This window comes from Desulfosporosinus acididurans (assembly GCF_001029285.1).
Lineage (GTDB): Bacteria > Bacillota > Desulfitobacteriia > Desulfitobacteriales > Desulfitobacteriaceae > Desulfosporosinus > Desulfosporosinus acididurans.
Genome location: NZ_LDZY01000003.1, coordinates 354916 through 374767, shown reverse-complemented (window position 1 = coordinate 374767; position 19852 = coordinate 354916). Strand labels below are relative to the sequence as shown.

General features: G+C 43.3%; 19 protein-coding genes and 1 rRNA gene. All 20 read right to left on the bottom strand.

Annotated elements, in window-relative coordinates; genetic code table 11:
- A 16S ribosomal RNA gene (locus DEAC_RS05655) occupies window positions 1-744 on the bottom strand; the annotation flags it as partial.
- Window positions 745-1328: 584 nt separating this feature from the next.
- Window positions 1329-2819 (bottom strand): lysine--tRNA ligase, encoded by a 1491-nt coding sequence (lysS, locus tag DEAC_RS05650; protein WP_047809078.1) that lies wholly within the window; start codon window positions 2817-2819, stop codon window positions 1329-1331.
- Between the two features lie 249 nt (window positions 2820-3068).
- A complete protein-coding gene (gene greA / locus DEAC_RS05645) occupies window positions 3069-3539 on the bottom strand; it encodes a transcription elongation factor GreA (RefSeq protein WP_047809039.1) in 471 nt (156 codons plus the stop codon).
- A 218-nt stretch (window positions 3540-3757) separates the two neighbouring features.
- Complete coding sequence (dusB, locus tag DEAC_RS05640) at window positions 3758-4723, bottom strand: tRNA dihydrouridine synthase DusB (RefSeq protein WP_047809038.1); 966 nt, start codon at window positions 4721-4723, stop codon at window positions 3758-3760.
- 17 nt (window positions 4724-4740) lie between these two features.
- Window positions 4741-5508, bottom strand: a complete 768-nt coding sequence (locus DEAC_RS05635; RefSeq protein WP_047809037.1) for a type III pantothenate kinase — start codon at window positions 5506-5508, stop codon at window positions 4741-4743.
- 35 nt (window positions 5509-5543) lie between these two features.
- On the bottom strand, window positions 5544-6077 hold the full coding sequence (locus tag DEAC_RS05630; protein WP_047809036.1) for a biotin transporter BioY: 534 nt from the start codon (window positions 6075-6077) through the stop codon (window positions 5544-5546).
- 97 nt (window positions 6078-6174) lie between these two features.
- Window positions 6175-7155 (bottom strand): biotin--[acetyl-CoA-carboxylase] ligase, encoded by a 981-nt coding sequence (locus DEAC_RS05625; RefSeq protein WP_047809035.1) that lies wholly within the window; start codon window positions 7153-7155, stop codon window positions 6175-6177.
- 26 nt (window positions 7156-7181) lie between these two features.
- Window positions 7182-7565, bottom strand: coding sequence for an aspartate 1-decarboxylase (gene panD, locus DEAC_RS05620; protein ID WP_047809034.1), 384 nt, complete (start codon window positions 7563-7565; stop codon window positions 7182-7184).
- Complete coding sequence (gene panC / locus DEAC_RS05615; RefSeq protein ID WP_047809033.1) at window positions 7558-8415, bottom strand: pantoate--beta-alanine ligase; 858 nt, start codon at window positions 8413-8415, stop codon at window positions 7558-7560. The genes panD and panC overlap by 8 nt, the downstream gene beginning before the upstream one ends.
- Before the next feature lie 111 nt (window positions 8416-8526).
- Window positions 8527-9396, bottom strand: coding sequence for a Rossmann-like and DUF2520 domain-containing protein (locus DEAC_RS05610; protein ID WP_047809032.1), 870 nt, complete (start codon window positions 9394-9396; stop codon window positions 8527-8529).
- Between the two features lie 253 nt (window positions 9397-9649).
- Window positions 9650-10141, bottom strand: coding sequence for a 2-amino-4-hydroxy-6-hydroxymethyldihydropteridine diphosphokinase (gene folK / locus DEAC_RS05605; RefSeq protein WP_047809031.1), 492 nt, complete (start codon window positions 10139-10141; stop codon window positions 9650-9652).
- Complete coding sequence (folB, locus tag DEAC_RS05600) at window positions 10138-10515, bottom strand: dihydroneopterin aldolase (RefSeq protein WP_047809030.1); 378 nt, start codon at window positions 10513-10515, stop codon at window positions 10138-10140. Before folB ends, folK begins: the two co-directional genes overlap by 4 nt.
- Complete coding sequence (gene folP / locus DEAC_RS05595) at window positions 10502-11716, bottom strand: dihydropteroate synthase (protein WP_047809029.1); 1215 nt, start codon at window positions 11714-11716, stop codon at window positions 10502-10504. The genes folB and folP overlap by 14 nt, the downstream gene beginning before the upstream one ends.
- A gap of 17 nt (window positions 11717-11733) precedes the next feature.
- Complete coding sequence (locus DEAC_RS05590; protein WP_047809028.1) at window positions 11734-12216, bottom strand: HD domain-containing protein; 483 nt, start codon at window positions 12214-12216, stop codon at window positions 11734-11736.
- Between the two features lie 212 nt (window positions 12217-12428).
- Window positions 12429-13130 carry a DUF881 domain-containing protein gene (locus tag DEAC_RS05585; protein ID WP_047809027.1) on the bottom strand — a complete coding sequence of 234 codons (702 nt, stop codon included), beginning with the start codon at window positions 13128-13130 and terminating at the stop codon, window positions 12429-12431.
- Window positions 13130-13840, bottom strand: coding sequence for a DUF881 domain-containing protein (locus DEAC_RS05580; protein WP_047809026.1), 711 nt, complete (start codon window positions 13838-13840; stop codon window positions 13130-13132). The genes DEAC_RS05585 and DEAC_RS05580 overlap by 1 nt, the downstream gene beginning before the upstream one ends.
- A gap of 92 nt (window positions 13841-13932) precedes the next feature.
- Window positions 13933-14382: a nucleoside-diphosphate kinase gene (gene ndk / locus DEAC_RS05575; protein ID WP_047809077.1), complete on the bottom strand. Its 450-nt coding sequence runs from the start codon at window positions 14380-14382 to the stop codon at window positions 13933-13935.
- Between the two features lie 32 nt (window positions 14383-14414).
- Complete coding sequence (gene ftsH / locus DEAC_RS05570) at window positions 14415-16319, bottom strand: ATP-dependent zinc metalloprotease FtsH (RefSeq protein WP_047809025.1); 1905 nt, start codon at window positions 16317-16319, stop codon at window positions 14415-14417.
- 95 nt (window positions 16320-16414) lie between these two features.
- A complete protein-coding gene (gene tilS / locus DEAC_RS05565) occupies window positions 16415-17827 on the bottom strand; it encodes a tRNA lysidine(34) synthetase TilS (protein WP_047809024.1) in 1413 nt (470 codons plus the stop codon).
- 239 nt (window positions 17828-18066) lie between these two features.
- Window positions 18067-19827 carry a formate--tetrahydrofolate ligase gene (locus DEAC_RS05560; protein WP_047809023.1) on the bottom strand — a complete coding sequence of 587 codons (1761 nt, stop codon included), beginning with the start codon at window positions 19825-19827 and terminating at the stop codon, window positions 18067-18069.
- Between the last annotated feature and the right edge of the window lie 25 nt (window positions 19828-19852).

Sequence of the window (19852 nt, the reverse complement as noted above, 5' to 3'; positions counted from 1 at the left end):
GCCACTGGTGTTCCTCCACATATCTACGCATTTCACCGCTACACGTGGAATTCCACTTTCCTCTCCTGTCCTCAAGATACCCAGTTTCCGATGCACTCTCAGGGTTGAGCCCTGATCTTTCACACCGGACTTAAATACCCGCCTACGCGCCCTTTACGCCCAATAATTCCGGACAACGCTCGCCCCCTACGTATTACCGCGGCTGCTGGCACGTAGTTAGCCGGGGCTTCCTCCTTAGGTACCGTCATGTCTCCTCCATATTCCTGAAGAAACCGTTCTTCCCTAAAAACAGTACTTTACAATCCGAAGACCTTCATCATACACGCGGCGTTGCTCCGTCAGACTTTCGTCCATTGCGGAAGATTCCCCACTGCTGCCTCCCGTAGGAGTCTGGGCCGTGTCTCAGTCCCAGTGTGGCCGTTCACCCTCTCAGGCCGGCTACTGATCGTCGCCTTGGTAGGCCTTTACCCCACCAACTAGCTAATCAGACGCGGGTCCATCCATCATCGGCAGCATATTCAGAGGCCGCCTTTCCTTATACGTTGATGCCAACCTATAAGCGTATCCGGTATTAGCCCTCGTTTCCAAGGGTTGTCCCGGTTTGTTGGGTAGGTTACCCACGCGTTACTCACCCGTCCGCCACTAAGATCCTTCTAAGTAAACTTAGAATTCTCTCCGTTCGACTTGCATGTGTTAAGCACGCCGCCAGCGTTCGTCCTGAGCCAGGATCAAACTCTCCAAAAAAGTTATTTCAACTTCCTTAAAGAAGATGATGACTTGCTCATGATTCCATGATTCTTTTGAAACTCTTCCGAGTTTCTCTCATTGGCTGTCCTTGTTGTTTAGTTTTCAAAGACCAGTGTTGTAAACGAATTAGTTGTTAAAAAACATATCCCTTATCAAGCTAGATTTCAATCATACCATTAATGACTGTTAAAGTCAATATCTATTTTTAATCCATTTAGCTTGAATTTGTATTGTTTCGCTCTCTCTAATATATTGCCGAGCGAACAATGACTAATATACCATATTTGTATTAACGTTTTCAACCATAATAATTCAGTGTTTATAAGGGTTTATAGTGCTATTTATTAAATATGCTTTCATATTCTCGCAATAGGTAAGACAATCATCTTTATATGTTTCTTGCTTCTATAACCCGGATAACAATGTATCCCATGGAAAAAGAGTCCAACTTATTAGTCAGACTCTCAATCCTAACCAAGCAAAATAACTCTATGACAACGCCCATAATATGCTCTTAATAATTTGGCTTAATTCAGATACCTAACCAATTCCAGGCATCTAGAGATATCAGCAAAGGCAAATTATTCATCGCTATCCGCATCTTGAACATTCTCGTCTCGCGGACGCATGGTTGGGAAGAGGATTACATCTCGAATGGACGCAGAATCCGTTAATAACATTACTAACCGGTCAATACCAATCCCCAAACCTCCTGTCGGCGGAAGACCATATTCCAAAGCTTGCACGAAATCTTCATCCAAAATATGCGCCTCGTCATCTCCCTTGGCTCTTTCCGCAGCCTGGGCTTCAAAACGCTGCCTCTGATCGATAGGATCATTAAGCTCTGAAAAAGCATTAGCAAGCTCACGCCCAAATATAAACGCTTCAAAACGATCCGTATATTCCGGATGTATGGCATTACGCTTAGCTAAAGGAGAAATTTCAACAGGATGTCCGGTAATGAATGTTGGTTGAATCAAATTAGGTTCGACAAAGGCTTCGAAAAACTCGTTAATAATTTTTCCACGTGATGTTCCCTCGTCAACTTGAATTCCCTTTTCCTTAGCAATCTCTTGTGCCTGATCATCTGTTACGATCTCACGAAAATCAACGCCTGAATACTCAAGAATCCCCTCCAACATGGGTAGTCTGCGCCAAGGTGCTTTAAACTCAATAGCTTGCCCTTGATAAGTTATCATCGTCGTTCCATGAACCTTTTTTACAATGTAGGAGATCATCTCCTCAGTTAGTTCCATAATATCTTCAAAATTTGCATAGGCCTGGTAGAGTTCCATCATAGTAAATTCAGGATTATGTTTGATCGAAATTCCTTCATTACGAAAAGTTCGGCCAATTTCAAAGACTTTTTCAAATCCCCCGACAATAAGACGCTTTAAAGGAAGCTCCAGAGCAATTCGCAAATAAAGATCAATATCAAGGGTATTGTGATGGGTAATAAAAGGACGAGCCGCCGCTCCCCCTGGTATGCTGTGCAGAGTTGGTGTCTCAACTTCAAGAAACTCTTTCGCTTCAAGATATTCTCGCATGCAGCGAATAATTTTGCTCCGTGTCACAAAAACTTGACGAACCTCAGGATTCATGACTAAATCCAAATACCGCTGGCGGTAGCGTGTTTCTACATTAGTCAGCCCATGGAATTTTTCCGGCAGAGGCCTCATTGCCTTGGAAAGCAACTTGACATCTCGTGCATGGATCGAGATCTCCCCGCGTTTGGTGCGAAAAACCTCTCCTTCAACTCCGATAATATCCCCGACATCGAATTTGGAGATCAAATCAAAGAGATCCTGGCCTAGATCATCCTTACGCATATAAATCTGAATCCGCCCACTTAAATCTTGACTGTGGACAAAAATAACCTTTCCTTGATCTCGTTTACTCATAATTCTGCCGGCAATGCTAACCTTCTGACCTTCCAGATTTTCAAAATCATCCAGTATCTCTTGAGCTTTATGAGAACGAATATAGCGGTCTGCATAAGGTTCTAGACCTGCTTGGCGGAAAAGATCAAGCTTATCTAAACGTATTCGCCAAAGGTCGTTAGTATTATCCATCTTAATTCCTCCATCATTTACTCTTATCTTATCAATTTTACCAAATATGGACGCAGATAAACAAGAAGAATCAAGATTTTGAACGTAAAACCAACGATCATTCATCATTTTGGCCGCGTTTCCCATAATATGGCTATCTCAAGATCAACAAACAAAGTGCAGGATCTGTATTTGATTAACCATACAGAAACACTGCACTCTGAAAAAAGCCTATTTTTTCTGTCCTAATTTGCTAATGGGATTCTAATCTTACTTGATGTCGAGGATTTGATAGTGAAGAATCCCCGCAGGTACATTAACTTCCACGATAGATCCTTTTGTTTGACCCAAAACGGCTTTACCTACCGGAGACTCGTTAGAAATCTTATTCGTACCCGGATCTGCTTCTGCTGAACCAACAATATAGTACTCTTCGTCGTCTCCATAATCAACGTCTTTCAAACGTACCTTTGCACCTAAGGTTACAACATCTGTTCCTTCAACCTCATCAATAACCCGTGCATTCCTGAGCATCTTTTCCAGGGTAATAATTCGACCTTCGATAAAAGCTTGATCATTCTTAGCATCGTCGTATTCAGAGTTTTCACTAATATCACCAAAGTCAATGGCCTGCTTGATCCGCAAGGCAACTTCTCGACGCTTTACTGTTTTTGTTAGTTCTAACTCTTCCTCAAGTTTTTTGAGGCCTTCTAAGGTCAGAATGACTTCTTTTTCAGGCATAGTTTCTCGCTCCCTTTTCTCGTCCTACGCATTGTGCCATTTATAGTACCTTGCACTTTCTAACAGCTTTAGCGTACTTCATTTAAACCAGGAACTGTAAAAAATAATTCCTCAATTACATTACTCGTTATTATAAGGACCTTGCAAAATATTGTCAAGGATACCACATTCCCTCTTACCGAGCAATGTTCCCATAGTTTTTCTCTCTTCGACAAAATCTATTCCCCATTTTGTAATATTCGACTCAAGACGGTTCTCATTTCATCAGCGGATCTTGTTTGCATAATAATATCTCTGAATTGTGCCGCATTTCGTACTCCTTTGATATACCAAACAGCATGTTTTCTCATTTCGTTAAGACCAATATGTTCGCCCTTATAGCGCAACACTCGCTCAAAATGCTGCGTGGCGACCATAAGACGTTCTTCAAGGAGTGGTTCAGGTACTATTGTGCCGTGTTCAAGGAAATGCTGGGTTCGGGAAATAAGCCAGGGGTTTCCCAAAGCTCCACGGCCGATCATGACACCGTCACATCCCGTTTCCTCAATCATTTTACGCGCATCTTCCGGACAAAATATATCCCCGTTGCCAATAACAGGGATTTTAACTTCACGCTTAACGTTTTGGATCCAGGACCAATCAGCTCGTCCCGAATAGAATTGTTCTCGAGTTCGGGCGTGAAGAGTTAACATCTGAACTCCCACTGCCTCAAGACGACGAGCCATCTCCAAAGCCACAATTTCATCGTGATTCCAGCCAAGGCGAATCTTTACCGTAACCGGAATACTAACAACCTTTACGACAGCGGCCGCAATAGCTTGTGCCCGCGGCAAATCTCTTAGCAGAGCCGAGCCCTCGCCATTTTTAATGATTTTAGGAGCAGGGCATCCCATGTTTATATCAATAACATTTGCACCGGCATCTAGAGCCAAAAGAGCTGCCCGAGACATTGTTTCCGGATCTGAACCGAAAAGCTGAACAATCCTGGGCTCTGGCTCATCTCTTAAATCTAACATGCTCAACGTTTTTGAATTACGATAATTCAATGCTTTGTCGCTGATCATTTCTGTCCATACAGTTCTTCCGCCTAAGGCACATACCGTTTCGCGAAAGGCCTTATCCGTTACTCCTGCTAAAGGTGCTAAAAATACAGGAACTCCAAGGTTATAATTTCCTAGATTCATATTCATTCCTCGATAAATTATTTCTGATTCCGTTCATAAATGATTAGTAGCCCTTCGAGGGTCAGAAAAGGATCCACTGTTTCGATGGTTTCAGATTCTTGAGAAATCATCTTCGCCAACCCGCCAGTTGCTACAACTTTAGTCTCTGATCCTAATTCCTCTTTTATCCGTTTAACAATCCCATCAACTTGGCCAGTAAAACCGTAGTATATCCCTGATTGCATTCCGGAAACAGTATTTTTAGCAATTACCGAAGTGGGTTTTACCATCTCGACCCTTGGTAATTTGGATGCACGCAAGAAGAGGGCTTCAGTTGAGATTCCAATCCCCGGCGCAATAGCCCCTCCTAAATATTCACCCCGTTTGGAAACAACACAGAACGTTGTTGCTGTGCCAAAATCTACAATGACTAGGGGACCGCCATATTTGGCATAAGCTGCAACAGCGTTTACAATCCGATCAGCTCCAACTTCCCTTGGGTTATCATAAATAATCGGCATGCCTGTCTTAATCCCCGGCCCCACTACAAGCGGTTCTACGCCAAAATATTTTCGAGCAAGCGTTTCCAAGGTAGGCATAACAGGCGGGACAACGGAAGAAATGACAACAGCATTTATCTCCCTAAAGCTTAATCCACTAAAGTCAAAAAGATTTTTAATCACAACCGCATACTCATCAACAGTTCGAGATTTTTCGGTTGAAACTCTCCAATGATGCGTCAATGTCCTTTCATCATAGACCCCTAAAACAATATTTGTATTTCCTACATCGAATAGAAGAATCACACTACCACTCCTTTTCCCTAACGATTTGAGGCAGTTTAGCGCCGACGAACGATCTCTTGACCAACCCAGACTGCGAGTCCGGCCTTAATCAAATCTCCCATAAAAAGTAAAGGGACAAATCCGATCGCCAGAACACCCGCAATACTTGTTGTTTGATGCAAAACCCAATGTAAAATTACGTAAAGATAACTTAAACCAAATAAATATAAAACAATAAGACCGAAGAACACACCAGTAATCGCCCGCCAAAGACTTCCTTCACGATAAAAACGCCCCACAACATAAGCTGCCGCAACATAACCTAACAGAAAGCCAAATGTCGGTTTTAAGATATAACCTAAGCCCCCGAACGGTGCAGAAGCAAAAACGGGCAGTCCAAACAGCCCCAATACCAGATAAACGAGCATTGCCATGGCACCATATTCCGCTCCGAGAATAAGCCCCGAAAGATACACAAAAACCGGAAGTATACTAAAAGGAATCAAGGCAGGTGCCCAATGTATCAGCATACCTGTTAAGCACATTAATGCAGCAAAAACCGATGACATAGCTAATTTCCGAACATTCATAAATCTAGCCCTCCATTGTAAACTTATTTTTTATTTTGAGTTTACAATAAGAGCCGATAACTTGCAATATCTTTCTAAGTATCCGTAAGGAATCTCTCTAAAAATATGATCCCTGCTTAGACCTCAACCTAACTTCTCCGGCAGAAAACCGCTCTTCGCCCTGTTCTGTGCTCAGGAGCAATTCACCATCTTGAGAAATTCCTTTAAACACGCCCCTAAAGACCTCTTCACCACGCAAAACCCTTACTTCTTCTCCAAGACCAACCGCTCGAGCCATCCAATTAGAACGTAGGTCTTCAAAAAGATTTTCTTCCAGGGCTGTAACCTGTTTTTCTAAGTACTCTAAAATCGTGGCCGCCAACCTATTCAAATCTACCTCGTACCCTAAAATTTCCTTTAATGTTGCAGCCGTTAAAATAGAACCTAATTTTTCACTTGAAAAATTAGCATTAATGCCAATTCCTAATATTAAGGTCTGAACTCTGTTCCATTCTCCAACAACTTCCCCGAGTATTCCGGCAATCTTTTGGCCATTATAGAGAAGATCGTTGGGCCACTTAATTCCGACCCGCAATTGATATAATTCTTCTATAGCATCTACAATCGCCACACTTGCAGCAAGGGTTAGCTTTGAAGCATTGGCTAAAGTCAAATTTGGCCGGATAATTACCGACATCCATAATCCTCCCAGCGGAGACTGCCATTCCCTCTGCATTCTTCCACGTCCTGCATATTGCGACTTTGCTATAACAACCTGACCATGAATTCCTCCCTCACGTGCTAATTCCCTAGCCTTAGCATTTGTTGATTTCAGTTTGTCCTCGATAGATAGTACATGCCCAAAGGACTTGGTTTCTACCATTTGCTCAATAACCCAAGCATTTAATGAATTGGGAGTTTTACGGAGACAATATCCTTTTTTGGTATGGGCCTCTATATCAAATCCTTCTTCTTTTAGCTGTTTAATCTGCTTCCAAACTGAAGCTCTAGTGACATTAAGTTGTTGGCTGATTCTTTCACCCGATACAAACTCTCCGGGAAGAGAGACGAGAAGCTGAAGAATATCGTGACTTGCCATTCGCTTTTGCTCCCTGCTTGATCCAATTATGATTTTTGTCCATGAATTTCTTCGGACTCAATTTTAGTTGGCCGATTATTCTCATCCACAAAAACAACGTTTGGTTTGTAATTATGGGCTGTCTCATCCGTAAGTAAACAATAGGAAATAATAATTACCTGATCTCCGACCTGCACCTGTCGAGCTGCGGCACCATTGAGACAGATCACACCGGAATGCGGCTCTCCGGGAATGACATAGGTTTCAAACCTGGCACCATTATTATTATTGACAATCTGAACCTTCTCATTAGGTAAAATATTCGCTTTTTGCATCAATTCTGAGTCTATCGTCACGCTCCCCACATATTGAAGGTTAGCTTCTGTCACGATTGCTCTGTGAATTTTCGATTTCATCATCGTTCTAAACATTAGTTTCAACCTCCACGACTATATTATCAATTAAGCGCGTTGGGCCAAACTTCACCGCTAGCGCAATTAGTACTTGCCGATTGATTTCTGTAACTTCCGACAGATCCTCGGCGTCCCTGACCTCTACATAATCGATAACCCCTTGGCTGTCACGCCTAATGGCAGTGCGAATAAAATCTTCAATGTCTCGGGCTGATTGCTTTCCTCGTCGAATCAATTCTGCCGCTTCTTGAAGACTACGAGACAGTACTAAGGCTTCCTGGCGTTGTTCAGCCGATAAGAAGACATTACGCGAGCTGAGAGCTAGACCATCTTTTTCTCGAACAATAGGTACACCTCGAACTTCAATTGGAAGATTTAAATCACTAACCATTCGTCGGATAATCAAGTATTGTTGATAATCCTTTTGACCAAAAAAGGCTATATCCGGCTGGACAATATGAAACAATTTGCTGACAACAGTGGTAACTCCTCGGAAATGCCCGGGGCGATTCGCACCGCATAATACCTTATCCAATTGACCTACCTCAACAAAAGTTACCATGGGTCTGGGATACATTTCCTCCACAGATGGGTGAAAGAGTAGATCAACGCCGCACTCTTCCACTAATTGTGCATCTCTTTCTAAATCCCTCGGATAACGTGCATAATCTTCATTAGGTCCAAATTGCAGGGGATTAACAAAAATACTTACAACAACAAAAGCCCCTGTTTCTTTAGCCTTTTCAATTAAGGTTAAATGTCCTCTATGCAAGTAACCCATTGAAGGAACAAGAACGATGGTTTTCCCCCTTTGTTTTTCCTCTTTAATGATTTTACGAAGTTCTGAAATATTAGCAGTTCTAAGCATACCTATGTCCGCCTTTCCTACCTTTATAGTAAATTCGATGTGCAGTGAATTTTCAAGGAAATCTTAGCTCTGTCAATAGAGTACCAACAATTTTGGCAGTTCATATCAATTTTAATTAAATAAATGGCCTAACATTGATTTCAGCTTATTTAAATCTTCCGGAGAATAAGTCAATCCTTGTAGAGCCTTTTTGTCTTCTCCGAGCTCCAGAGCTTTTAACCCTAATTCCCTGTATATTCCCTTGAGCTTCGAGGGCATATGGTCTAAATGGCCTTGTACCACTTTAACATCGCCTCGCGCCACCGGCCCTGTCAAGGCTTGGGGGAGTCCAACCTGCTCCAGATTATAGAGAGTCCCTCGCATCAAAGGAATTAATGATGCCAAGGCTTCATTCTCTTGGAATCCGGCCTCAGCAAAAAGTTCCACAGCCAAAGAAGCCAATACTACCAGATAATTTGAAGCAACTACGGCACCTGCATGATACATAGATTTCTGGGACGCTAAGATGCGATGAGGAATCCCCCCCAGATCGTTGACAAGACCCTCACCAAACTCTTCATCATCACCTTCTATTCCAAAATGAGTCCCGGTTAAGATCTCCAAAGCCTTTTCTATGCTGGCAAAAGCCTGAAGAGGATGCAGAGAAAGACAGCGTACAGACAAATCCTCTTTGACCCTCAGAACAGTCGAAGGGAGTGAACCTGAACAGTGAACCCAAAGTTGTTCTGATTTAATCGAAGGTCTAATACTAAGGTTTTCAGCCACCGTGCGGATTAAATCATCTTGGGTAGTTATAAACAGTCCATCCGCAGTTGAGGCGAGTTCATCCAACGTAAGATGGTTTTTAGGCAAATACCGGCAGAAGCGTTCATAAGAGCTGCGACTTCGCGTGTGAACACCAATACAATAGTGACCCTTCTCCTCTAAGCGAAGTGCCAACGCAGTCCCGACAATCCCTGTTCCGATAATCCCAAACTTCATTCTTTCCCCTCCCTACTCCATTTAGACCTACTCTCTAAACTGGTTTAGCAACAATCTGTGGTGCCGCTTTACGGCGTGGGAATTTGATAGTGAAAAAAAATACCCTCACCAAGGTGAAGGCACTTTAATCTACCCTCCGTCTCGGTCCAATGATCCAAGCGGTGTTTATGCAATAGTATTAGTTTGGTAGGCATGATTCATTCGTTGACACCAAAACCACCGTACAACTCTTTCGATGTCGTCGGCTCACAGTTTAGTCTTGTTGGAGCTCCGAGTATTGCTCTTTTGGAAACACCTTTCCCTCTCCAAAAACCTTACTAATTGGTCTTCCCGAAGGTAAAATAAGATTTGGCGCGATTTCACGCAGGGGAGCCAGTACAAACTCCCGAACCTCCAGATAGGGATGAGGTAATGTTAATTCCTTCGAATCGCTAACCACATTATCATAAATTAGAAGATCAATGTCAATCGTTCTGGACCCCCAATGTTCCTTACGCACTCGTCCGAATTGCTGTTCAATTTCTTGACAGACATGGAGCAGATCCAAGGGAGGAAGAGTGGTATCCACCTCTACCACCTGATTCCAATACAGAGGCTGCTGCTCCTGGACTCCCCAAGGTTCGGTTTCATAGATTCGTGACAGTGACAGAATAGCTATGGCGGGACGCTTTAAAGCCGAAAGAGCCTCGCTAAGATAGTAGCCTCTGTCCCCAAGATTACTGCCCAATCCTAAAAATGCTCTCATGCTGTTCCTCCTGCCGGTCGCCAAATCTCCACGGAAACGTCTCGGAAAATGCCGGCAACCGGTGCTTGGGGCTTATGTACTTCTACCCGAACAGATTTGCAGTTGAACTGGGCCAAAACTGTTTGGGCAATTTTTTCAGCCAAATATTCTATCAACTGATGTTTATCATCCATCACACAAGTTTTAATAACATTGTAAACTTCACCATAATGAATAGTGTCCTGAACTTGATCTGAACTTCCTGACCGACTGAGATCCACAAAAAGATCAATGTCTATTATGAATTTCTGCCCAAGAATCTGTTCCTCAGGCAGAGCCCCATGATAGGCATAGAACTCAAGGCCTCGAAGGTGAATAGCATCATGCCCCGACATAATTAACTCCTCTCTGCCCTCGAACTATGGCATCTGCCATTTCTACAGCTCTGCGATTCTCTTGAACATCATGAACTCGTACAATGTCTACTCCGGCAGCCACTCCAAGAATGCTTGTCGCCAGCGTCCCTTCCAAACGTTCATCAACTGCTAGATCCAACGTTTTTCCGATCATGGATTTGCGAGATGTTCCCAATAGTACGGGATGACCTAAGGCCTTGAATTCTGCTAAGCGGGACATGACCTCAAGATTTTGCTCCAGGGTTTTGCCAAAGCCGATTCCCGGGTCTACGATAATTTGGTCTCCCGTTAAACCATAGGCTTCGGCTAGTCCAATACTCTGTTTTAAAAATGTCAGAATATCCCCCATTAAATGATGATAAGTTGTTTCCGTCTGATTATGCATAACAATCACAGGAGCTCTATATTCACCAACAACTCTTGCCATTTCAGGATCTTTTTGCAGGCCCCAAATATCATTAATTATATGGGCCCCGGCTTCAAGGGCCTTAGCCGCCACACTTGCTTTATAGGTATCAATGGAAAGCGGTAAATCAACACGTTCCGCTAAAGTTTTCAAAATAGGTTCCAAGCGCTTCCATTCATCTTCCTCACTAACTTCAAGATGTCCTGGCCGGGTGGATTCTGCCCCGATATCCAGAATATCCGCCCCTTCAGCGGCCATTCGTTCTGCTTGAGCGATCGCATCCTCAAGATTATTATATCTCCCCCCATCGGAAAAAGAGTCAGGCGTTATATTTAAAATTCCCATAATTAAGGTTCGTTCACCAAGTCTTAATTCTTTGCCACGGCAGTTTAATATTCTGGATTTAGGAGGTTCTAAATTGCCCAGCAATTTCCTCAAATCAGAGCCGATTTGCTTCAATCCGAAGGGTTGAGATAAAACTTTTGTCGAAAGCCTCTCAAGCTGCCGAACTGTTCCAAGCAGCATAATATCTGTCATTTCAATTTGGTTTACAATCACATTGCGATGGACCGCTGCATCTCCGCCCAAAGAGAGCATCTCTTGCTTTAGAATATGAGCCACACGCAAGGGCACTTGCTCAAGTTTAATTCCTCGTCCCAATCCTTTTCCGGCCATATGAGCAATTCCCGCAGAATCTGTGCCAATTTCTTTTAAGGCCATTTTGGCCTCTTCCAGATCATCCATGCTAACCCATCTCATGCCATAACTTTGCATATGTTGAACCCTCCAAATTAATACGTAATAAGTCTCATTACTTGATTATATTTGTGACATTCTTTTTGAGCTGGGCAATGACGGCAGTCCCTTGCCCAATTGTCAGCCAAAGCCAGAGCATTACCTAATATACTTAGACCAACTGCGCTGTGTTGGCGATGTTCACGTATCCCCTTAAGAATAATCGTAATTTCCTCTTGCTTAAACTCACAATCTTCAAGTATCGGCAATGCTAGTTCAGCACTCGCTTCGGCGTGGTCTTCTCCGCTCTGATACTCCATCCATCGTCCTATATCATGAAGAAAGGCAGCGGCATAAACTACTTCTTTAGAAAGAGCACGACTGCCTTGCTCTAAAATATAGGTATAAGCTATACGAGCAACACTTATCCCGTGATCAAAACCATGTTTACAGAACTGCCGATTTTTCTCTAACTGATCGATTGTCTCCTGATAGGTAACATAATCTCGATGATCTAAGAGCCGATTTAGGCGAGCCATCGAATGTTTTATTTTGACCCACTCCCAACCTGCAATCAAGGCAAGTGGTTATAAAGAAGGTAAGCCTTGGGAATTCACCCAAGGCCTGCTTTCACTTACTTCTATCGCCAGTAACTCACCTTGATCGAATTATTCCAATAATATTTTAAATTCGATAAACTAAGTGAATTCCCTTCTCTATAATGCCATTATTTCTCATAATACGGAAATCCTTAAGGGACTATCGGTTTTGCATATTTGAAGGTGTATGAACCTTTAAAGGAGGGAATCGTCAAGGTTTTTCGCGTAATACTTACTATCAGTCCGTTCTGTTTCAAAGTAGGTGCCTCTACTTTAGAGAAATAATCTAGAAGAGTGTCTGGATCTCCAATGGCATCCAATTCATAAGGAACTCCTTCGGCTCGGTTAATTGGAACTTGGTTGATGAGAATTGTCGAACTTCCACTGAGAACGATAGCTGTTGTACTCACAATGCGTTGTCCGTTCACACTAATTGCTTCAGCTCCGGCAAATTTCAATGTATTGACCATCCTGGTAATATCCTCAGTACTTACAGGAAAGATCGTGTTTTTGCCACGATCATCGATGCTTATTTGTATGCCTGGACCCTCAACAGCTTGTGTCCCCTCAAGAATCTGTAATTGCTTCAGTCGATCTAGCACCTGAGGATCAGTTCCTACTTTTTTGCGCGCCGTATCCAACTCTGTTAATAAATTCTGATGTTCCTTCTGAAGTTGGGCATTTTGGGCCTGGGAATTAGCTAATACTGATTTCATTTGAGTTAAACGCTCAGCACTTATTTGTTCCGCCGCAGAAACATTTTTTTGAGTGTGAGCCTGTAACGAGACGAGAAAACCTAAAGCAATAGCTACCATCGTAACAGGGAGGGCTAAACTTCTTTTCCAACGATGCATTATGTTCCCTCCTTAACTGGTTGAGCAAAGCGATACGGCTTCAGTTTTCCGGCTGGCAAAATTAAATTTTGTTCGATCTCAAGTTTACGTGTAATCCCATACTGTTGTTGAAAATCCCCCAGCCTATCCCATCCATAAAACTTGAGAGCCGCAGTGAGGTTAGTCTTATCACCAATTGCTTCAATAACATAGGGCGGCATTTGACGCGTGCCATTAATTTGAATAAAAGAGCCCCCGCAAAAGACCTCAGTATTCGTGGTTACACGCTGCCCGTTAACTGCAATAGCCTCTGCTCCACCATTCCATAGAGCATTAAAAATCTCCCGAATATACTGCTCATGAATATAATAATTGTTTAAATCATCTTGACCCTGAACTGTTCGCTTTGAATCATCAAGGGTAATTCGTAACCCCGGTCCCGAAACAGCTATTAACCCGCTATTCATTTCAGCGTCTTGAAGTTGTTGATTCGCTAAAGTCGAGGCACTTTGGCCTTGAGCATACTTCGCAAGTTCTTGCCGCAGCTTATCATTTTCCACAGAAATCTGCTGATTTTCGAGTTCGGTTTGAACTAAATTTGGTACTGCCGTTTCTTGCCCTAAAGGATCATTGCCAGCAATCCCATGCGCCTTGAGCAGCATTACAAACAGAAAACCAATCAATACAGACCCTAAACCTAGTAAGGATCGTTCCCTAATCTCCAACTGCATCTCATTGCCACCTCCAAAAAGAGAGCAAATTTTTAAAAAGGACACCCATCAGGGCGTCCCTAGTTGTATACCAAAAAGGATAAATCAAATTTTTACTCGCTTAACCAATCTTCCCCGGCTTTAGTATAGTCGACAAGCTCTTCAGGTTTAAAATAAAGGGCAATTTCACGTTCGGCACTCGCCACAGAATCCGAACCATGGATTACATTGCGGCTAATGTCCATTCCATATTTACCCCGAATTGACCCTGGATTAGCATTCGCGGGGTTTGTGGCTCCCATCAGCTCTCTTGCCAAAGCCACAACATTCTTTCCTTGCCAAACCATAGCAACAACGGGCGATGACATTATATAAGCCACGGTTGGTTCGAAAAACCCTTTGCCCTTATGTTCAGCATAATGAGCTTCAGCCAATGCACGATCTACCTGGATGAACTTCATTCCGACGAGCTTGAAGCCCTTGTCTTCTAACTTAGCAACAATTCTCCCGACCAGCCCACGTTGAACGGCATCCGGCTTCAACATCAAGAATGTTCTTTCCATACACATAATCTCCCTCCACTAATAATCTTTATTCACTCAATCTTATTTAACTCTTCTTCAAGGGTTTGTGATGGCAGATCTTCCGGTTTCTTTTCCAAATCGACCGTTGTTTCCTTTTGACCTTCAACTGCAGGCTTGTCAAATTGAGCCATTATTGCAGCAAAACTGTTTACATCTAAAGTTTCTTTTTCCATCAAAGCTTGGGCAATAGCATGAAGCTTGTCAATATTTTCCCGTATTAAAGTTTGAGCCTTCTGATAACAGTCATCAATAATACGACGAGCCTCTTTGTCTATAGCATAGGCTACTGCATCGCTGTAACTGCGATCACGAGAAATATCTCTTCCCAGAAAAACTTGTTCTTCTTTATGTCCGAAGGTTAGAGGTCCTAGTTCCTCAGACATCCCAAGTTCAGTAATCATTTTGCGGACAATACCTGTTGCGCGCTCCAAGTCGTTAGAAGCTCCCGTACTTATTTCATGCAGGATCACAGATTCAGCCACACGTCCGCCTAATAACATTGTAACCTGATCAAGCAGCTGAGATTTTGTCATATAATTGCGATCTTCTTTAGGAAGCAGGAGTGTATATCCACCGGCTCTCCCACGTGGGATTATGGACACTTTATGCAAAGGATCAGTATGAGTAAGCAGCTCTCCAAGCAATGCATGTCCGGCCTCATGATAGGAAACAAGTTTCCTTTCAAAAGCACTCATGACTCGAGTTTTCTTCTCCGGACCGGCAATAACTCGTTCGATCGACTCTTCGATCGTTTGTTGGCGAATTTGGTTTTCGCCTCTTCGTGCGGAAAGAAGAGCAGCTTCGTTAAGGAGATTTGATATATCTGCACCGGTGAAACCCGCAGTTCGACGCGCAATAACTTCCAAATCAACTTCTGTAGTAATAGGCTTGCCTTTGGCATGAACTTTTAAGATTTCTTCACGTCCTTTTACGTCTGGAGCATCGACAACAATTTGCCGATCAAAACGGCCAGGGCGTAAAAGGGCTGGGTCTAGTACATCAGCTCTATTCGTTGCCGCAATAATGATAACACCGTCATTTCCGTTAAAACCGTCCATTTCAACGAGAAGTTGGTTCAAAGTTTGTTCTCTCTCATCATGGCCGCCGCCTAAACCAGCGCCCCGCTGCCGCCCAACAGCATCTATTTCATCGATAAAAACAATGCACGGTGCACTTTTTTTAGCCTGTTCAAATAAATCACGAACTCTCGAAGCGCCGACTCCGACAAACATCTCTACAAAATCGGAACCACTTATGCTGAAAAACGGGACACCGGCTTCTCCGGAAACAGCACGAGCCAGTAATGTTTTACCAGTCCCAGGAGGGCCGAATAATAATACTCCTGTAGGAATCTTAGCCCCTAATTCGTTAAACTTCTTAGGGAACTTTAGAAACTCAACCACTTCTTGTAGTTCTTCTTTAACTTCATCAGCACCCGCTACATCAGCAAAAGTTACTTTCTTCTTGTCTTCACCGACAAGGCGAGCCTTACTTTTCCCAAACTGCATGACGCGATTACCACCGCCCTGGCTTTGCTGCATCATAAAGAAGAACAGGCCCACGATAGCGAGAGTTGGCAGAAGCGTGGATAATAGCCCGACCCACCAAGGTGACTCAGTCGGTTCGGATAAGTTAAGCGGAACTCCATGGGATAACAAATCGGAGGCAAGCTGCGGATCATCGGCGTAGCCAACCACATCATGCTTCGTCTCGTCTTTTAATGTAACCGTATACTTAATGGTATTGTTTTCAATGATACCTGAAACATCTTTAACCTGGTTATTTACTACATCTCTTTTAAATGTAGTATAGTCCATTCCCACGTCTTTGTTCACGGGAGGGGCCGACCATTTAATTAATACAATTGCCATAAGAATTATGAGCACATAAATTGTTGCGTTCTTAAAGACCTTCAAATATGGTCCTCCTCTCTAGTTGGCAAACCGCCTAATCTTACAAAGCAATTCCACATATTATACCATGCTGAATTTCCTTTTACAATGAATTCAAATTAGAACTCCCAGTTTGTGGCTATAATCATACAATATACTTTTGAAGATTGTTTCTGCGGCGGCCACAAGCCGCTCTGACGAAGACCCGGAATCCAGAGCACCTCGTCTCCAACCGCAACAAGCGGTAATTTGCTCCTCCTAAAGGCAGAAATTTTACCTTCCTGAAATACCTTTTTTAAAGCCTTGTGCCCGACACCCGGGAACCACATTTTATCGCCTTGTCGCCGTGTTCGACACATAAGCCGGCCCTGTGTTTGAATCAATAACTCTTGATCAAAGATTGCCACTTCATTATCGGAGTCTCTCAATCCTTCCTCCGCTAATTTGAACTCCTTTTCTGTTAACAGCGTAATTTCAGCCTCATAACCAGGAATTTTGATCCGCTTTCCCAATTCTAAGGAAATATCCGAAAACGAAGGTTTAGAGTCCTTCTCTATAGCCTGGACTTTATTGCAAAACCATATACCCTCTTCATTAATTTTTACAGTTAAACCCGGCAGATCTTGTTTCCATCCTGACTTGCCTTGAGAGGACATAATTCTGGTTATGTAAGCATAACTTAACCCTCTGCGTTCCCCAGTGACCATCGTCGCCGCGTATCGCAGCAGGCGCGAAAGAATCGCAGCCGGTTCATTAAAGACCGCCGGCTTTAATCCAATCGCTTGCTGTCCATTTAAAGCATATACATTCCAAGCCTTTTCCACTTGCTGAGCTAAATAATCCTCATCCCAGCGCAGAAGTTCTCCCATCCTTCCCAAGGCTTCCTGAAGCCTTGGATTATAATCTCGCTCCAATAACGGTATTAGTTCCAAGCGAATTCGATTTCGGACATAAATCGGCTGCCGATTTGTCTGATCGATGGCATAAGGTAACCCCTCTTGATCACAGTATCTAAAAATATCTGCCTTTGTAAATGTCAGCAAGGGACGAATTATGGAGTCTCTTGACGGATATATACCTGTTAAGCCAGCAGCTCCGCTTCCTCTCAGTAAGCGATAAAGAATAGTCTCAGCTTGATCGCCTAAATGATGTGCTGTTGCTAAAAGAGTGCACCCATCTTCTCGCATATCCTCCCGCCAACGAGCATACCTCCACTCTCTCGCGGCTTCTTCAAAGGATTTCCCCATGGCTTGAGCATAGCCGATAGAGTCGAAACGATGAATCCGGCAAGGAACTTCCCATCGCTCTGCCATTTCTCGAACAAGTTCCAATTCCTGGTCCGATTCTTTCCGAACCCCATGATGGATATGGGAAATAACGAGTGAAATTCCCTGAGCAGGGTCTTCCCGCATGTATCGCCAAAGTATATGCCCTAATGCCATAGAATCAGGGCCTCCTGACACAGCGACCAGCAATTTGGAATTTCTCGGAATCAGATTAGGCAATATGTAAGTACGCAATTCTTCGAACATCGTCGATTCTCCGCTCTGATCAAAAACTCCTATTAAACATTATAACCTTAACATTCTCTCCGAATAAACACAACGCCATACTTCCATAAAACGTTCATTTGACAAAAAAATATTTAATAATTATTAAGGTTTATCTCTCTACAACTTTCTGGCAGACAGATTGCAGGATGTCGAAGGAAAAGACCCCGATTTCTCGGGGCCAAATAAGTTTCAAATCTATTGAGTTATTCCCCTTTGCTTTAGAATAAACCGCTGACTTTACCTGTTTTGGTATCAACATCGATTCTTCTGTAAGCGGGGTCAGAACCTGTACCGGGCATTAAAGTGATTGTTCCTGCCATTGGGCAGAGGAATTTTGCACCGCCATATACTAAAACGTCACGAATTGGCAGCCTCCAGCCCTTGGGAACTCCTTTTAAGGCAGGATCATGGGACAAACTTAAATGAGTTTTGACCATCATCGTGGAAAAATCGGCATAGTGGGGATCCGATTCAAACTTTTTAGCCTTGGCTTCCGCTTCCGGAGACCAGTCTACACCATCGGCACCATAAACTTCCTTGGCAATAAGCTCGACACGTTGACGCAGCGGCATTTCAAGAGGATAGAGACATTTGAAATCTGACTTTTCTTGACAAGCCTCCATGACCGCGTCTGCTAATTCCAGAGCGCCATCGCCGCCTTCGAGCCAATGGTTGGAATAGGCGCAGCGTGCTCCGGCTTCTTTCACGATCTTCTTAACCAGATTGATTTCAGCTTCCGTATCCGTATAGAAGCCATTGACACAGACAACTGGCACTATGCCCGATTTTTTAACAGTCTTAAGATGATGAAGTAAATTAGCACACCCTTTTTCGACAAGTTCAAGATTTTCTTGTACATATTCTTCCGGAAGCGGGCGTCCAGGTATAACAGCAGGCCCTCCTCCATGCATTTTTAAGGCACGGATTGTCGCCACAAGGACGGAAACATTAGGTTTCAGGCCGCCCAAACGAGCCTTGACGTTCCAGAACTTTTCAAATCCAATGTCTGCTGCAAATCCACTCTCCGTAACGTGATAGTCAAACATCTTGAGACCTAAACGGTCTGCAATAATCGAAGACTGCCCAATGGCAATATTAGCAAAGGGACCGGCATGAACCATAACTGGCTGCCCCTCAGCGGAATAGCAAATCGTCGGATTTATCGTATTGCGCATCCAAGCAGTCATTGCACCGTCGACTTCCAGATCCTTAGTAGTTACAGGTTCACCCTTCTTGTTATAGGCTACAATAATATTACCAATCCGTTCTCTTAGGTCTGGAAGATCCTTGGCAATTGCTAAAATGGCCATTAACTCCGAACTTACTGCAATTCCGAATTTTGACTGCATTTGAAAGCCGTCTTTTTTCCCGCCAATCCCTATAATAATATTTCGTAACCCTTGAGCTGCGAAGTCAATAATCCAGCCCATTTCAACATTTTTGGGATCTATGTCCAGACGTTTTAAGCCTCTTTTGGCAAGTTCTTCGTCAGTGTAGTTGGCCTCATGCTGCATGCGGGCATTAAGAGCAACCATCGCCAGATTATGGGCATTCATAATATCATTTATATCACCGGTTAAACCGAGAGAAAATTCCGTCATAGGAATCAACAGGGCATTGCCGCCACCAGCAGCAGTGCCTTTAATGTTCATGGTCGGTCCTCCGGATGGTTGACGAATTGCGCCCCCAACCTTAACTCCTCGTTTCGCAAGCCCCTCAATTAACCCTAATGATGTCGTTGTCTTTCCTTCGCCAAGAGGCGTAGGAGTAATTGCTGTGACTTCAATATAATAACCATCGGACTTGTTTTTGAGACGTTCCATTACCTTCAAAAAATCAACCTTTGGCGTTTTCCCATAAGGAATTAATTCGTCCTTTTCAAGGGATAATTTTTCTACCAATTGATCAATAGTGGGCATGGTCTTTTCGGCTTCTTCGGCAATTTGCCAATCTTTGAGTTTTGTTGCATCCCAAGCCATAATAAATCCGCTCCCTTATTATAAT

Excerpts from the sequence above, each read along its gene's own strand:
- DEAC_RS05585 (WP_047809027.1), bottom strand. The coding sequence starts at position 13,130 with ATGCATCGTTGGAAAAGAAGTTTAGCCCTCCCTGTTACGATGGTAGCT.
- folP (WP_047809029.1), bottom strand. The coding sequence starts at position 11,716 with ATGCAAAGTTATGGCATGAGATGGGTTAGCATGGATGATCTGGAAGAG.
- DEAC_RS05580 (WP_047809026.1), bottom strand. The coding sequence starts at position 13,840 with ATGCAGTTGGAGATTAGGGAACGATCCTTACTAGGTTTAGGGTCTGTA.
- dusB (WP_047809038.1), bottom strand. The coding sequence starts at position 4,723 with ATGAATCTAGGAAATTATAACCTTGGAGTTCCTGTATTTTTAGCACCT.
- ndk (WP_047809077.1), bottom strand. The coding sequence starts at position 14,382 with ATGGAAAGAACATTCTTGATGTTGAAGCCGGATGCCGTTCAACGTGGG.
- folB (WP_047809030.1), bottom strand. The coding sequence starts at position 10,515 with ATGTCGGGGCATGATGCTATTCACCTTCGAGGCCTTGAGTTCTATGCC.
- tilS (WP_047809024.1), bottom strand. The coding sequence starts at position 17,827 with ATGTTCGAAGAATTGCGTACTTACATATTGCCTAATCTGATTCCGAGA.
- DEAC_RS05610 (WP_047809032.1), bottom strand. The coding sequence starts at position 9,396 with ATGAAGTTTGGGATTATCGGAACAGGGATTGTCGGGACTGCGTTGGCA.
- lysS (WP_047809078.1), bottom strand. The coding sequence starts at position 2,819 with ATGGATAATACTAACGACCTTTGGCGAATACGTTTAGATAAGCTTGAT.
- folK (WP_047809031.1), bottom strand. The coding sequence starts at position 10,141 with ATGAGAGCATTTTTAGGATTGGGCAGTAATCTTGGGGACAGAGGCTAC.
- DEAC_RS05625 (WP_047809035.1), bottom strand. The coding sequence starts at position 7,155 with ATGGCAAGTCACGATATTCTTCAGCTTCTCGTCTCTCTTCCCGGAGAG.
- DEAC_RS05590 (WP_047809028.1), bottom strand. The coding sequence starts at position 12,216 with ATGGCTCGCCTAAATCGGCTCTTAGATCATCGAGATTATGTTACCTAT.
- greA (WP_047809039.1), bottom strand. The coding sequence starts at position 3,539 with ATGCCTGAAAAAGAAGTCATTCTGACCTTAGAAGGCCTCAAAAAACTT.
- panD (WP_047809034.1), bottom strand. The coding sequence starts at position 7,565 with ATGTTTAGAACGATGATGAAATCGAAAATTCACAGAGCAATCGTGACA.
- DEAC_RS05630 (WP_047809036.1), bottom strand. The coding sequence starts at position 6,077 with ATGAATGTTCGGAAATTAGCTATGTCATCGGTTTTTGCTGCATTAATG.
- DEAC_RS05560 (WP_047809023.1), bottom strand. The coding sequence starts at position 19,827 with ATGGCTTGGGATGCAACAAAACTCAAAGATTGGCAAATTGCCGAAGAA.
- panC (WP_047809033.1), bottom strand. The coding sequence starts at position 8,415 with ATGCTTAGAACTGCTAATATTTCAGAACTTCGTAAAATCATTAAAGAG.